Genomic DNA, 14,038 nt, shown 5'->3' on the forward strand with positions numbered 1-14,038 from the left:
CCCGACAGGGGTGCGGGGGCGACCTCGTGAAGTCCAGACATGGCGACACTGCAAGCTGCGACGACGTCGACTGGCGCGATCGTATCGGATCCGCAGGCAGTTCGCGAGCTCTGTGAGAGCTACTGCTTTGGGACGCTCGACTGGGAGGTGACCGAAGACGGAGAGCTCACCATCTGGGGGTACGACGACTTCGTGGTGTACGAGGCGCGGGAGAACGGCCTGCCGGACTACGAAGGCGGGATCGTGACCCACGAATTCCTGCGAGAACTCGCCAACCACCTCGAAGCCGACGAAGAGTTCGATATCCAGACGGCGGGGTTCACCAAGTGCCGCTTCCCAGTCCTGGCCAAGCGGTACGTCGTTCGAGATGGCGAAGTCCTCCACGCGGACCTCAGTTCCCTCGACCCGATCGACGAGTAGCGTTGTTCGTCCCCCGGGAGGGGTGCGGGGCGATCCAGTCGCGGTCGCCCTGTGAGGTGATTGCTCGATGGGACACCGCGCACTCGTTGCGTACGAACGCACAGACGGACAGTACACGCTCCACTACAGCCATTGGGGCGCAGCGAACCTGAAGCTCAAGCGCCGAATCTCGGCTGAGTCGCCGTTCGGTGGCGACGACACCGACTCAAAGTGGGCGAAACAGCTCCTCGCAGAGCTTGCTGATGGCCTCGAGGCAGAAGCCGTCGACGGCTACTTCGCTGACGAGGAGCGACCGTCGACGGTCGTCGAACCGAAGCCCCGCGCCACCGGGCTCACCCTTGACGAGATCGTCGCTGACCATCTCGACTACCTCCACCACGAGGCGTTCTTCGTGGTGTCGACGACGTTCGAGGTGACCGCCTATCGGACGCTGTGGTTCGGGCTCCAGTACGACTCGGAGACAGTCGAACAGGGAGAAACGGTCGGGAACGGCGCGCTCGCGACGGTGCGCTGGTACGACGGCGAGCCGGTCGGCGACGGCCACGTGCAGGGCCAGTTCGCAGCCCTCAAAGACGTCGTCGGCGATATGCTCGACAAGGGCGTCTTCACGCCGTCGACGGCGAGACAGTACCTGAAACGGAAGCTGGCCGAGCGAGTCGGAGACAGACAGGAGCTGCTCATTCCGACCGGAGAATCACCCTTCGAGAAGGCGAGCTTGAACCACTCCTAGTTCGATCTGCTTCGTGGCAGCTGCTGTTTTTCAGGGTCGGAATGGGTGAGCCCCGCCGTAGGCTCGTGATTCGATGACATCAGAGGACGACCCGTTTCACGACTGCGAGTTGGATCCCGAGGCGATCCTCGGAACACACACCTTCGAAGACGTCCTGTTCACCGACGAGACGGAAACCCCGGTGAACGTGCTGACCGGCGAGACACCGGCACATTCGCGAACGACAGTCGAGGAAGCAAAGGAGTTCGCTGCGAGTATCGACACGGAGACGCCCCAGATCGCGCTCCCCGCATCCGTCGAGTCGCAGGTCGAAACACAGAGCAAGCCCTACACGGCGGCCGCGTTCTTCCACTTCAAGGCGACAGGCTCGCTCGAACGCCACCGTGCTTACCACGCCGCCTACGAGGCGGACGCGTTCGCTGTCGACTTCGAGGTAGACTACGCGTCGGGCGACCTGACCATCACTGTCGAACGAGCGGACGAATCCTGAGAATCCGCCGTCACGAGGAGAGTTTTTCGAGCGCCGGCGATGGGTGCCGGCGCAGCTGGAGCGAGCAACGATTCCCGGTGCGTCGGCGTTTCGAGGTGTTCGAGATGCATATGGTGATTTACGCACTGGTAGAGGCATCGACGCACGACGACGCGCTGGCCACCGGAAAGACGGTGTTCGACCGACTGGTCGGCGCGGACCCACACGCCGGCGCCGTCTTCGATTACTATGTGACCTTCGACGAGGAGGACACGTCCGTTGCGGGGAAGGCACGATGGGGGGAGTTGCCGACGGCAGCCCCCGTCGACTCCGATGACGGCGAAGACCTGCTCGAGCGTGGCTGGGAGGCGACGAAGGAAGAGTTCGAGCGCAACCTCGAGCGGGTGAAAGAGGCCATCGACGAGCTCTCCGACGAGGAGATCATGCGCGACGAGGACCTCACCCGGCACGCCTTCCACCAGGTCGGTGCGTACGACGGCCCGACGATCTTCCTGTACACCGAACATGGAACTGGCATTCGCCACCGTGGACAACTGGATCGACTCCTCGAGGAGAGTGAAGAGCTCTGGATCGTACCCGCTGACGTCCACTTCTGAATAATGCCTCCCATCACCAACTGGCGACGCGAGAGCCGCTCGCCGACGCTTGCGTATCGGAACACCGAGACCGGTGCGCGAGCCGTCCTGCATCGAGCCCCGGACTCCTACCGGTACAAATGGCGTGGGGCAATCCTCGTCGACGGCTATCCGGTGTGGTCGCGGGGGTACGAGACGAAGGACGCGACGTCGTTCCGTGACGAACTCCGGGAGCGGCCGGCTCCGGACCTCAACTGCCCGGAGTGTCCGAACAACGACGTTCGCGTCGGCGAGAAGGCAGCAGACGGGGCGAAAGTCCAGCGGTGGTACGACTGCCCCGACTGTGGGTACGAAGCTCAGTCGAAGATCGTCTACGGCAACGAACGATAATCCGGCTAGACGGTACAGTTTGTGTCGGGTTATTCACCATCGGAACTGTGCATCCGTCGATACAGGTTGTTTGGCCATCATAACCACTTTATCAGGTGACAGTTAAGGTAAGGTATGCAACCGATGGCCTACCAACAGGGGTCATCAGTACTCAAGCAGTGGCTGTTGGTGCTACTACTTTTCAGTTATCTGCTGCTGTTTTTTCCGGTTCCTGAATCCCCGTTTGTGCTTGGGGCCACTCTCGCAATCATTTTGTGGATGGTCGAAAAGGCCATTCAGTAACCTATCGAATACCCCTATTGATACAGCAGCGGGGTGGTTAGTGGTGTGTGCACACGCAAATACGGCTTAGTCTATCTTTGAATCCAAAATAGACCGCGTTTCAGCTGGCCAATGCCAAATCGTAAAAAGCGCCTCCTTCATAGCGAAATACGGTTGTGGGCACTTCGAACTGTGGTTCTACTTACCGGTAGAGATTAAATCGTTGGAATATCGAACCTAGCAGGACCGCGATGGGGATGATCTCCAGACGACCCACCCACATATTGATTATCAACATCGCTTTGGCCGTACTGGGCATTGTCGGGCCCGTAATCCCGGAATCCAGTCCGACGTTGCTCTGTGCGCTCATAAGGTCGAATAGCACGTATTCGACTGGGTACGCCGGCGAGAGTACCCGCAGCAGGACAGCCAGGCCGATAATCAGGAACGAAATCCAGAGGAGGAAGACGACCGTCGCCTCGGTGTACTCACGCTGTGCCTGTTCCTCGTCGAGTTTTCGGTCACCGATTTCGAGATACCGAATCGCACTCGAGGGTTGGAAGACATCTCGGATCTGCCACGCAGTCCCCTTAATCAGGGTGACCATCCGAATGATTTTCAGCCCACTGGTTGTCGACCCAGCCGCGCCCCCAGTAAGCATCCCAAGACACAGCAACAGTGTCGCGCCGGCACTCCAGACCTGTTCGGTCCCACCACCGATCGATTCTGTACCGAATCCAGTGTTCGAGACCGCAGAGACGAACTGGAACAGACTCGCCCTGAATGTATGTTCAAGCGTATCGTACTGACCGTTCGCCCACAGGATCCCCGTCAGCGCGAGCGAGCCAGCCGTGAACCAAATAAGCACCCACCGCGTCTGTATGTCGGTGTAGAAGTTCCGTATGTCGCCCTTGAATATCAGGTAGTGGATAGGGAACGCGATACTGCCAGCATACATGATCGGCACTGTCACATACTGAACAAGCGGCGAGTAGTTTCCGATAGAATTGGCGTTGACGGCGAACCCGCCGGTCGCGATGCCAGTCATGCCGTGGTTGATCGCCGCCCATGGCGGCATCCCGGCCAGCAGGAACAACGCAATTGAACCCAACGTGAGACCGACGAAAATCTTCCAGATCTCCCGGACAGTCGTCACGATACTCGGGTGAATCTTCTCAGACCGGGCCTCGCTCTCATAGAGGGTGTAAGAGCCGCTGCTGCCGCCGCCACGTCGCAGAATCGCGACCGTGAGGACGATCACGCCGACGCCGCCGATCCATTCGATGAACGAGCGCCACCAGTGGATCGAGCGGGGGAGGTTCTGTTCCGTCGTAGCCATCGTGAGCCCTGTCCCCGTGAAGCCACTCACACTCTCGAACACCCCGTCCAAGGGCCGAAGGAAGGCAGCCGTAGTGTCGTTCATCGGGGGTGTATTCATCCAGACCGGGAACGGGTCGATCTGGATCGTCCAGGCAATGAGTAAGAATGGTAGTCCACCGAGGACGCCGACGACAGCCCACGCTGTCGCCGCGGTTACCATCGCCTCACGCTTCTCCGGGGGTGCTGCGTCCCGGTAGTGCCGGACCAATCCTGTGCCAATACCTGCCGTTATGATTGCAGAGGCGACGAATGCTGGAATCGTGTAGAATTCACGGTTGATGGCCGCAACGATGATCGATACCACCATCATCAGCGAGACAGCCTGCACTATCCGACCGACGTCGCGGCCGACTGTGTTCGTATTTACTCTCAGCATAGCCACGCGATAGTTATGTTGTCAGATGCCTCAGTCTGTAAACCAACTGCCTCATTCGGTACCAACGCAGCGCGAGCTTGTGAGATTAGAGCATTCATAGCAATCGAATTTGGCCTCGACATCCTGTATCGTCGCGCATCATCCGGTGCGTTCGTTTGTATCTGAGTTTTCCATCGCCCGTGTGTATCGGTAATAGAGCGAGCGCGTTGTCCGATCGGCATCACGCCCCATCAATACCGTGACATCTCTTTCCCCAACAAGGGTTTCTTGTACTGGCTTGAATACTAAATCGCGAAGCCTGAACTTCTGTTCTGGAGAACCAATCGATGTGAAGTCGTGTTTCTGGGCCTCCTCGATGATGACATCAGTTGGGTCCGATGCTTCACTTAGTTCGGTCTCAGACTCCACTTCGGGTCCGAGAATGTACTCCGCGAACGTCAGCAGATCCTTCGCATCGCTACGCTCTTTCCCGGACGCGTCCGGATCGATGACGTGCAGAACTGTTACTGATGCATCAAATGTACGAGCGACAGCCCGCGCTGCCTCAGCGGCGAGCGCCGAGTGTGGCCCTGCTCCGACCGGCAGAAGGATCGAGTCAATCGTTTCTGCTTCAGATTCAGCAAGCGAAGCGACAGTATGCCCTTCGACGTCGGGGACATACAGCGCATGTGATCCCTCTTGAACGCCGACGTTCTCTACGAACACATCACACTCGGCCTCATCAACGACTGCATCAATTGTGCTGTTCCCGAGTAACCATCCCTCTTCAAATCCGGTTCCGCGGAGGAGAAGGACAGCAGTCTCGCTCCCAGTACCGAGAGCATTTAGAATCCCCTGTGTCGTGTTGGTTACGACTCGTACCACCGCTCGGACCGGCAGGTCTTGATTAATTCCCTCTGCAACGTTCACTACCTGCGCCAGCTGCGATTGTCGCTCAGTGACGACTTCAGGCATCAGCTGCTCCTCTCCGCCTCTTTCGTCATCAGATTGCGAGTCCTTTCGTATCTGCTCGAGAGCGGCCTCATCATCCACGGTTGCGATTCCCAGCAATACCACTCGTCCGTCATTGTCATCTGCCAGAGCTATCGCTGTTTGAAGGAATCGACGAGCGTTGATTCCAGTATTGCTGTCGAACAGATCACTAACGACTGGGACGACCACGGAGTAATCCGGATGATGGATGACCTCCCCATCGTATCCGTACGAATCCGCGTCGGTCTCTGAAGACAGCTCCTGAACCGTAATCGGAACAGTAGCCTTGTTATTAGTGTTGGACATAGTTACGGTCCAGTGAATGCATCGGTAATGTTGTCGCTGGCTCCATTCTTGGCGAAGATTGTCACAGTATCCCCTGCCTGGATATCCGACTCTCCTCGCGGGATGTGCAGGTCGTCATCACGGACGATTGCCACGATAATCGTCTCTTGGGGAAGCAATCCTTCCGAGTCGGCGTCGATGAGACTGAGTCCGGCGATTGGCGCCCCCTCCTCTACCGTTAGCTCGAAGATTTCGCCACCACCACCGATCTCCATGAAGTCCCGGATAGCGGGGCGTTGAACGGCACGATAGAGGTGCTGTCCGTTGAGTTCGTGGGGGCTTTCGACAATATTCACACCGAGATCGCCGAACAGTTCCATGTGTTCGGGATCATTGATCGAACTCACGAGCGTCTCGACGCCGTACTGCTTGCCAAGCATCGAGATCATGAGGTTCACCGAATCGTTCTCCGTCGTGGAGATGAGTGCGTCAGCTTCCTGTACGCCAGCTTCGAGCATGATCTCCTTCGACGCTGCATCCGCGTTGATGACCATGCAGTCGTAGGTGGCACTCACCTCCTCGGCGAGTTCCTGATCGCGTTCGATGACGACCACTTCGTTATCGTCCTTGGTTGCGAGTTCGATGACTTTGCTTCCGGTGCGGCCGGCGCCGACGACGATGATGTACATTGGGATTTGTGTGGGATGTTCGCTGGTTAGGAGACGATGCTATCGGCCGGGTTCGAACGGTATGGTGGCCCAGGAACATTGAGCACGGGCGCACTGAAGGCGTTGAAATCGTGCATACTGATCACCTCCTGATGACGCTGTTAATGAGCACCAAGACGGGAATTATCTCCAGTCGCCCCATCCACATCTGGAAGATGAACAGTGCCTCCGCGATGACCGGCATTTGCGGTCCAGTGATGCCGGCAGAGAGACCGACAGTCCCCTGTGCTGTTGCTACCTCGAAGATCGCGTCCGCGAGTGTGAACTCAGATGGTAATACCGCCAAGAGCACGAACAGCGAGATGCCCAGCAGGATGAGATACGTGAACGCGAAGGTCGCTGCGGCGCGAATCTCGTCGTTCGCCTCGTCGGTCTTGAACGTCTGCTGTCCGATCCGGAGATCGTCGACGGCGTGTCCCGGAAGGAAGACGCGCGAGACTTCCCAGCCAATCCCGCGAGCGATAATGTAGCCACGGAGGATCTTGATCCCGCCGACGGTCGCACCAGCAGACCCACCAAGCAACATCGCGCCGAGGACGATGAACATGACTGCGCCGTTATTCCAGTCCCCGATTGCAGACGTTTGCCAGCCGGTGGTCGTCTGGGCGCTGATGAACTGGAACAGACCATCGCGGAATGCCTGGCTCGTCGCCACCTGCCCGACATACCCTACCGGGTCACCGCTATACGGAACACCGACCCATCGGGCGAGGAACGCCGTAAGGCCGATTACACCAACGACGAACATACCGAAGAGGACTCTGACCTGCGGGTCCCGCGTGAATTCCCGAATATTCCGCTCGGAAAGTACCCCGTAGTAGACCGGTATCGAGATCGCCCCGGTGATCATCGCTGGGATGTGGACGAGTTCCATAGCGTAGGAGCCGTAACCGGCGATCGAATTGTCGAGGGTGCTGAACCCGCCGGTCGACTGTCCAGTCATCGCGTGATTGACCGCATCGAAGATCGTCTGCTCGATGCCGTAGTTCGGTTGGACGAGGAACGTCGCCGCTGCGAGATAGACCGCGACCAATGCAGTGATTCCGACGTATATCTTCCAAATCGCACGCGCAGTCCCAACGATACTCGGTCGTAACTTCTCATTTCGCGCTTCCGACTGGTACAACGAGATCCCTGCGGTTCCGTGCGGCTGTCGGAGGATCGCCAGCGAAAGGACGATCATCCCCGCCCCGCCGACCCACTGCATTTGGGAGCGGTACCAGAGGAACCCGTGCCCAACCGACGGTTCGTGAACACTCATCGTCAGGCCGGTGGTTGTGTACCCGCTCATACTCTCGAAGAACGCGTGTAACGGGTTCTGGAAATTGAGAAGGCTCGATTGGTAGCTCGCTCCCGCCGGCACGAACGACTCGAGTACAGCAGGTGGCGTAATGTACGCCGCGATGATGAACGGAAGGGCGCCAAATGCTGCCGTGACGAACCATCCGAGTGCAGCGACGATCATCGCGTGATGGCGTTTCGGTTCGGGCGCATCGTTACACAGTCTGTACGCGGTCCCGCCTGCAAGTGCTGTAACCCCCGCAGCAATCAGGAATGACAGTGCACTGTGCCACTCCTGATAGAGTAGCGAGACGAGCAGTGGTACTAACATCAGCCCGCCGATGAGTACCTGGAGCGCTCCGATGTCTCTCACAACTGTCTTCGAGGCAGTCACGGCGCCAAGCCGACCGGCGGATGATTCTGACATGATGGGTTCTCGTTCGGTGTTCTATCGGTCGGTCCGGTCTTCGTAATGTCCGAAGATATCCGTGAGCTCTGGCTCTGCTCCTGTCGCGGAATATACCGTCAACAAATCGTTTGCCTCGATCTGGGTGTTCCCCCGCGGAGTCAACGGCTTGTCCTTAGTCTCCCGCTCGATGGCAACGATCAAAACGTCGTCTGGCAGAAGGTTTGCTTCCCCAGCTTCCGTGAGTGTCTTTCCGGCGATCGGTGCGTCTTCTGTGACCGTGATCTCAAATACTTCTGCTTCATCCCCGATTCGCATATAATCGACAATCGCTGGTCTGGCGACTGCCCGGTAGAGGTATCCGGCGATGAGTTGTTGCGGATTTTCAATCGTATTGACGCCGATCTGCCGGAAAAGGTTCATATGCTCTGCATTATGAACGACTGACGTAATCGCCGGAATTTCGAACTCTTTTGCAAGCAGACAGACCATTACGTTCGTCGCGTCCTGGTCGGTCGTCGAAATGATGGCGTCAGCTCGTTCAGCACCGGCATCGTCCAACGTCTCTTTTACCGTCGCATCCGCGTTGAGAACCAGACAGTCGTACTCACTCGCGATTGAGTCGGCTTTCTGTGTGTTTCGCTCAATAACGACCACTTCGTTTCCGGAGCGAGTCGCGATGTCGATCAGCGGCGTGCCAATGTCGCCTGCTCCAACGATTATGATGTACATGTATCAGTTTATTGTTATTAGTTTGTTAATTTCCGTGTGCCGAGAATCCGATCGGGTCTACTCTTCGTACTCCTCTCGGTCTGGTAGAACCAGAATCGGGATGTCACTACTCTGAACGAGGTTATGCGTGACGTCGCCCGTCAACAGTTTGCGCCAGCGGCTCCCTCCACGAGGAGTGAAGACGATTGCACTTGCCTCCCTGTCGTGCGCTGTACCGACGATAGAGGACGCGATATCGGTTCCGTAGCGGAGGTCTGTTTCGAGAGTAACATCAGTGTCATCGAATCCGTCTGTAATGATGGAGAAGATCTCTTCTGCACGCTGTTCGCGTTGTTCGACGGATGCTTTATCGGGTGCTCCTCCAGCCTTCTCAATGACGTGAACGGCAATCACCGTAGAGTCCGCAGTAAGGTACTGACTGAGTGTAGCCGCCGTAGATGCGGCGTCATCGCGGTTAGCAACCGGGACGACGACGCGGTGGAAGAACGCTTCAGTCATTTCGACCACCTCGGCCATCACCGTAGACTCTCCCAAGATAATGCCACTTGTACCGGCCCCCCTCATCGTCGATATTGGGCTCCCATTTGACCCTATACGCGAATGGCCCCCGTGCTTCACCTGTTTCATCCGGGCGCTCTACGATTGCGATGGTGTACCCACCGTGATCCTCTACGCGGACGAGTTCTTCTCCGTGGCGGGATTCGATTGCATCCGTAATCGGAGGATGTTCGTGGAGTAGTTGCTGTGCGTAATTGATGATCTCCCTGAGTTGGGAATTATTACTGCTTCTGAGTGCAGCAATTAGTTCGTCAGGGACATCTTCCGGAGGGTTAGGGTCAGATGAGGTCATACGTAATTTTTGGTCTTATCTCAGCCGGCCGGTCGGACCCGATGTCCACCAAACCGGTCCTTGAACGACGAGATGTTATTGTTGGCTCAGTCTACACCATCCCGAGTTTTCGCACTGTCATAAGTATTGCCCTTCAATTTCGCCAGAGGCCATTTTTCCACCAGTATATTTTTGCCTGGCGAATTCAACTCAACAGACCGAACACAAGTGAACAATAGATGAGCTCCCCCTCAGAATCCGATGGCCCCGAGATCCCTCCGAAATCACTTCGTGCACGAATCGCAGAATCCATTGAAAACGTATTCGTGACTACTGCACGATGGTCTATTCCACTGTTTCTTCCTGTTGGTGGTCTATTCGTGGTGTATCTTTTCGGCGGCTATTTAGCGATCTCACTGGGATTTTGGACACCTTCATATGAGTTCCTAGCCATTTCGGAGGACGTTTATTTTGCGTGGCTTGCGTTCAGTATTGGAATCATTGTCTGTTGTGGAACAGGTTCATTGATTGGTATTGCATTTCTCACCAACGGAGAGGGACGAGTCCACAACGAGGTCTCGATTTTGTCTTCGTTCATTGGCTTTGGCTTTGGAGCAGGGCTGATTCGAATCACCCATATGACGGTTTTAGCGACAGTATCGCAGCTATTGTGAGGTGTAATTGTGGAAGCGTGTGACTTGCTTTGACCACGAGGTTAAACCGTCCAAGCTACATTCGTAGCTAGTAGGATTCGATAGAACGGCAGGGAAGACGCTTTATTACCGCTGACCCTAGTTTCGGTATGGCCCATCGCGTCGACGAGATCGACAAACGCATCCTCTACTACTTTGCACTGGACGCTCGGAACACGTCTACATCAGATATCGCAGAGGAAACGGGAGTGACATCGGCAACGATTCGAAATCGGATTGATCAGCTCGAAAAGCAAGGTATTCTACAAGGATATCTTGCGGACATCGACTACAAATCGATTGAGGGCTATGTCACCTATCAGTTTATTTGTACAGCCCCTATCCCAGACCGTCCCCAGCTGGCCCAGTCGGCTCGGGAGGTTTCCGGGGTAATCACGGTACGGGAGTTAATGGCCGGGTCTGAAAATCTCATGATCACAGTCGTTGGTGCAGACACCGACGACATCAACCAAATTGCGGGTGAATTAGCCGACCTTGGCATGGAAATCGAGGATGAGAGTGTAATTGAGGGCGAGTATCATACACCGTACAACCCATTCGGACCGGATAACGTACCGAAGGGGCCTTCACTGACTGACTTTATGAGTCTCGCCGGTGACGCGGAAGTTGTCGAGTTCACCGTCTCGGAAGGTGCACAGATCGCTAATATGACGATCGAACAAGCTGTCAACGAAGGTCTGCTGGCCGACGAAATGCTCGTGGTAGGGATTGAACGCGGGGGAGATGTACTCACACCCAAGGGGGAAACTGTGATTCAAACCGGGGATGTTGTCTCCCTATTTTCAAAATCACCTCTCAAAAAGGATTCCTTAGAAGCGTTTGGAACCGAATAGCCCTGGAAGATGTGGGGTTTCTTTCGGAGGGAATAGAGAATGACCCGGGCAAACCGGGTCAATCAACCATGAGCCTCGAAGTTCTCGATCGACACAGCGAGGCACTGTTCGAATTCCTCTGGTGTCCTGTTTGCGGACACGAGGTTTTCAGCCACATTCCGTTCGAGGGAGTGTTCTGCAAGAACTGCAACACACAAGTCGTCCTCCGAGAGTCCCGAGAAAACCGAGGCTACGAGGAGGCTGTGCTCGCGTGCTTCGACACCGACTCCACCTGGAACCTTCACGTCGACGAAAAACTGCGTCGTGACCTGCCTAACGGCTCGGCACGGGTGAAAATCCTCGGCGCACCGGGTGCCTACGAGGTCGACTGGTGGAGTCCGGAGCCGGGTGAAGACTGGGAGCCTGTCGAGCGCGGCGAGTTCGACGACATCGAGGAGCCAGACGAGGTGTCGCACCTGGCGTAGCGAAGGATTCCCTCCGGCAGATTGAGACGGCCACTTATCAGAGTCGGCGGTGTAGAGCATAGTGTATGCCCGAAGAAGTATTATTCAAGTCCGAAAGTGCCCAGAGCCGGGATGAAATCGCGTCGTACCTCCGGAGCGTCGCTGACAAACTTGAACAGGGAGACGCCATCACGCTGAAGGCAGGGTCTGAGTCTGTCACGATGGATCCGCCTGCACGACCCACGTTCGAGGTCAAGGCCGAACGGGAAGGCCCAGTGGATGGCTCTGGAGAGTTGAGTATCGAATTCGAACTCGAATGGGACGAGAATGGTGAGGGTGCTGAGGGCAGCTCAGAAAGTCTCGAGATCGAATAAACACAGGGGGACTAACCTAACCGGTACGACCGATCGGGATGGTGATAACCTGGACAAGTGCTGATCGGACCTACCTTTAGTGCGTACTATCCGCCGAGACCAATCATTTCCAGACAGAAACTGATTTGGCACATCAGATGCTTGTATGGGCTCTCACAATAGTGATACATGCCTCCTGCACAGGAACTCAAGGAACTCCTCGCTGACGGCGAGGAACTTTCCATCGTCTGTCACAACAATCCCGATCCGGACTGTCTCGCAAGTGCGTTCGCACTTGGCCGGATCGCGATGGCTGCCGGCATTGACGAACACCACATTCTGTACAGTGGTGATATCTCCCATCAGCAGAACCGGGCGTTCGTAAATCTCCTCGACATCGACCTGAAACCCTTCGAGCCCGCAGCCGTCCAAGACCGCCCCGAGGGGTCACTGCTTGCGTTCGTCGATCATGCGGTTCCGGGGGCGAACAATCGGGTCCCGGAAGCGACCCCGGTCGATATCGTGATCGACCACCATCCGAGCGAGAACATCAAGGCGCAGTTCATCGATCACCGTGAGCAGGTCGGCGCAACGGCGACGATTCTGACGGAGTACGTGCGAGAATTAGCTATCGAGATGGACGCCGCCCTCGGGACGGCCCTCCTGTTTGCAATCCGTCGCGAGACGCTCGGGTTCCTCCGTGGCGTGACACGCGACGAGTACGACGCTGCTGGCTGGCTCCACGAACACGCGGACGGTGCGTTACTCCGGACGCTCTCGAACCCGTCGGTCACCGGCGCGACCGTTGATGCAATCGCGGAGGCGATCACGAATCGGACCGTGCGTGGCTCGGTCCTCATCTCGGGGATCGGCCGGTCCAGCGAGCGTGACGCGTTACCCCAAGCGGCCGACTACCTCGCGACCTTGGAGGGTGTCGAGACGGCTATCGTGTTTGGCATCGTCGAGGACGGCATTCAACTGTCCGCCCGGTCGACCGATTCTCGGATCCACATCGGTGACGTGCTCGACAAGGCATTTTCCGATGTCGGCAGCGCCGGCGGTCACCGCGAGATGGCCGGTGGCGAAGTGCCGCTCGGTATTTTCGCGGACTATACCACTGACGATGCTCAGTTGGTCGGAATCGTCGAACAGGTCATGACTGCCCGTCTCGTTGCCGAACTCAATCTTACGGCGGAGACGGAGACACGGGGTACCGCGGATGGCGAAGACGAGTAGTGCGGACAGCGTCACTCTTGCCACGATGTTCGTCTCTAGCTCGTGGATGCCATCGATGGGCACCGCTGGTCGAGACTCCCCTGTCGGGAGTGGATATTATGAGTGTGACTCTTGATGCCGAATACGATATACCGAGGAAGCGCGGTTTGAATTCGAAAGCACACAGAGTCGAGAGGAAATCGGCTTTTGGGAAAATATTCCCTACTCGATTCAGAGCCAGCTCGACAGGAACGCAAAACAAGACGGGAGAAACACTCGTAGGGCGGCCCCACCGAACCCAAGCCCGATAGAGCTCACCAAGAGGACAAACTGCGACCGTTCGTCTTCGAACCCCGTGAGCCAATTGTACAGCATGAACGACGCCGTGCCCTGAACGATGAACAGGCAGACGAGTGTACCTGTCAGCACGAATCCGGGATCGGCCGTCATCGAGAGGAAATGTGCCGGTGCCCATCGACTCTCAACGTGGGTTAGAACACCGCCAATTACGATGTACCCTAAGAAAGGGACCGCGCTAATGAGCATCCCCCGAGTTCCCCAGATGGCACCCCAGCGGAACCATCGCTCGAGGAACCCCGCTAATCGAGCGCGCCTCGATTTCGGTG

At 56.9% G+C, this 14,038-nt stretch carries 18 protein-coding genes; 10 read left to right on the plus strand and 8 right to left on the minus strand.

The window, feature by feature from the left end:
* Window positions 1-39 precede the first annotated feature (39 nt).
* The 5 genes from ACY9XZ_RS19795 (at window position 40) to ACY9XZ_RS19815 (ending at window position 2,605) form a co-directional block, all read left to right on the plus strand.
* On the plus strand, window positions 40-420 hold the full coding sequence (locus ACY9XZ_RS19795; RefSeq protein WP_463458707.1) for a hypothetical protein: 381 nt from the start codon (window positions 40-42) through the stop codon (window positions 418-420).
* A 67-nt stretch (window positions 421-487) separates the two neighbouring features.
* Complete coding sequence (locus ACY9XZ_RS19800) at window positions 488-1,150, plus strand: DUF6735 family protein (protein ID WP_463458708.1); 663 nt, start codon at window positions 488-490, stop codon at window positions 1,148-1,150.
* Between the two features lie 73 nt (window positions 1,151-1,223).
* Entirely contained in the window at window positions 1,224-1,640 is a 417-nt protein-coding gene (locus tag ACY9XZ_RS19805) for a hypothetical protein (protein ID WP_463458709.1), read from the plus strand.
* Between the two features lie 104 nt (window positions 1,641-1,744).
* Entirely contained in the window at window positions 1,745-2,236 is a 492-nt protein-coding gene (locus ACY9XZ_RS19810) for a hypothetical protein (protein ID WP_463458710.1), read from the plus strand.
* 3 nt (window positions 2,237-2,239) lie between these two features.
* Complete coding sequence (locus ACY9XZ_RS19815; protein ID WP_463458711.1) at window positions 2,240-2,605, plus strand: DUF7568 family protein; 366 nt, start codon at window positions 2,240-2,242, stop codon at window positions 2,603-2,605.
* A gap of 463 nt (window positions 2,606-3,068) precedes the next feature.
* Here the strand turns inward: ACY9XZ_RS19815 and ACY9XZ_RS19820 are convergent, their stop codons facing one another.
* The 7 genes from ACY9XZ_RS19820 to ACY9XZ_RS19850 form a co-directional block, all read right to left on the minus strand.
* Window positions 3,069-4,622: a TrkH family potassium uptake protein gene (locus ACY9XZ_RS19820; protein ID WP_463458712.1), complete on the minus strand. Its 1,554-nt coding sequence runs from the start codon at window positions 4,620-4,622 to the stop codon at window positions 3,069-3,071.
* A gap of 138 nt (window positions 4,623-4,760) precedes the next feature.
* On the minus strand, window positions 4,761-5,900 hold the full coding sequence (locus ACY9XZ_RS19825; protein WP_463458713.1) for a universal stress protein: 1,140 nt from the start codon (window positions 5,898-5,900) through the stop codon (window positions 4,761-4,763).
* Window positions 5,901-5,902: 2 nt separating this feature from the next.
* Window positions 5,903-6,568 (minus strand): potassium channel family protein, encoded by a 666-nt coding sequence (locus ACY9XZ_RS19830; RefSeq protein WP_463458714.1) that lies wholly within the window; start codon window positions 6,566-6,568, stop codon window positions 5,903-5,905.
* Window positions 6,569-6,689: 121 nt separating this feature from the next.
* Window positions 6,690-8,315 carry a TrkH family potassium uptake protein gene (locus ACY9XZ_RS19835; RefSeq protein ID WP_463458715.1) on the minus strand — a complete coding sequence of 542 codons (1,626 nt, stop codon included), beginning with the start codon at window positions 8,313-8,315 and terminating at the stop codon, window positions 6,690-6,692.
* Between the two features lie 21 nt (window positions 8,316-8,336).
* The gene (locus ACY9XZ_RS19840) at window positions 8,337-9,026 is read right to left on the minus strand and encodes a potassium channel family protein (protein WP_463458716.1); all 690 of its coding nucleotides are present in this window, start codon (window positions 9,024-9,026) and stop codon (window positions 8,337-8,339) included.
* A gap of 57 nt (window positions 9,027-9,083) precedes the next feature.
* Window positions 9,084-9,524, minus strand: a complete 441-nt coding sequence (locus tag ACY9XZ_RS19845) for a universal stress protein (protein WP_463458787.1) — start codon at window positions 9,522-9,524, stop codon at window positions 9,084-9,086.
* Entirely contained in the window at window positions 9,517-9,876 is a 360-nt protein-coding gene (locus ACY9XZ_RS19850) for a hypothetical protein (RefSeq protein WP_463458717.1), read from the minus strand. The genes ACY9XZ_RS19845 and ACY9XZ_RS19850 overlap by 8 nt, the downstream gene beginning before the upstream one ends.
* A gap of 218 nt (window positions 9,877-10,094) precedes the next feature.
* Here ACY9XZ_RS19850 and ACY9XZ_RS19855 point away from each other — a divergent pair, with 218 nt between their 5' ends.
* The 5 genes from ACY9XZ_RS19855 to ACY9XZ_RS19875 all read left to right on the plus strand — a co-directional run bounded on the left by ACY9XZ_RS19855 (window position 10,095) and on the right by ACY9XZ_RS19875 (window position 13,433).
* Entirely contained in the window at window positions 10,095-10,529 is a 435-nt protein-coding gene (locus ACY9XZ_RS19855) for a hypothetical protein (protein ID WP_463458718.1), read from the plus strand.
* Window positions 10,530-10,657: 128 nt separating this feature from the next.
* Window positions 10,658-11,401: an Lrp/AsnC family transcriptional regulator gene (locus tag ACY9XZ_RS19860; protein WP_463458719.1), complete on the plus strand. Its 744-nt coding sequence runs from the start codon at window positions 10,658-10,660 to the stop codon at window positions 11,399-11,401.
* A 68-nt stretch (window positions 11,402-11,469) separates the two neighbouring features.
* Window positions 11,470-11,865, plus strand: coding sequence for a DUF7567 family protein (locus tag ACY9XZ_RS19865; protein WP_463458720.1), 396 nt, complete (start codon window positions 11,470-11,472; stop codon window positions 11,863-11,865).
* A 65-nt stretch (window positions 11,866-11,930) separates the two neighbouring features.
* Window positions 11,931-12,218, plus strand: coding sequence for an amphi-Trp domain-containing protein (locus ACY9XZ_RS19870; protein ID WP_463458721.1), 288 nt, complete (start codon window positions 11,931-11,933; stop codon window positions 12,216-12,218).
* A 168-nt stretch (window positions 12,219-12,386) separates the two neighbouring features.
* A complete protein-coding gene (locus ACY9XZ_RS19875; RefSeq protein WP_463458722.1) occupies window positions 12,387-13,433 on the plus strand; it encodes a DHH family phosphoesterase in 1,047 nt (348 codons plus the stop codon).
* Between the two features lie 210 nt (window positions 13,434-13,643).
* Here the strand turns inward: ACY9XZ_RS19875 and ACY9XZ_RS19880 are convergent, their stop codons facing one another.
* A complete protein-coding gene (locus tag ACY9XZ_RS19880) occupies window positions 13,644-13,862 on the minus strand; it encodes a hypothetical protein (RefSeq protein ID WP_463458723.1) in 219 nt (72 codons plus the stop codon).
* Between the last annotated feature and the right edge of the window lie 176 nt (window positions 13,863-14,038).

The sequence above is a fragment of the Haloarcula sp. HT12 genome, assembly GCF_055271655.1.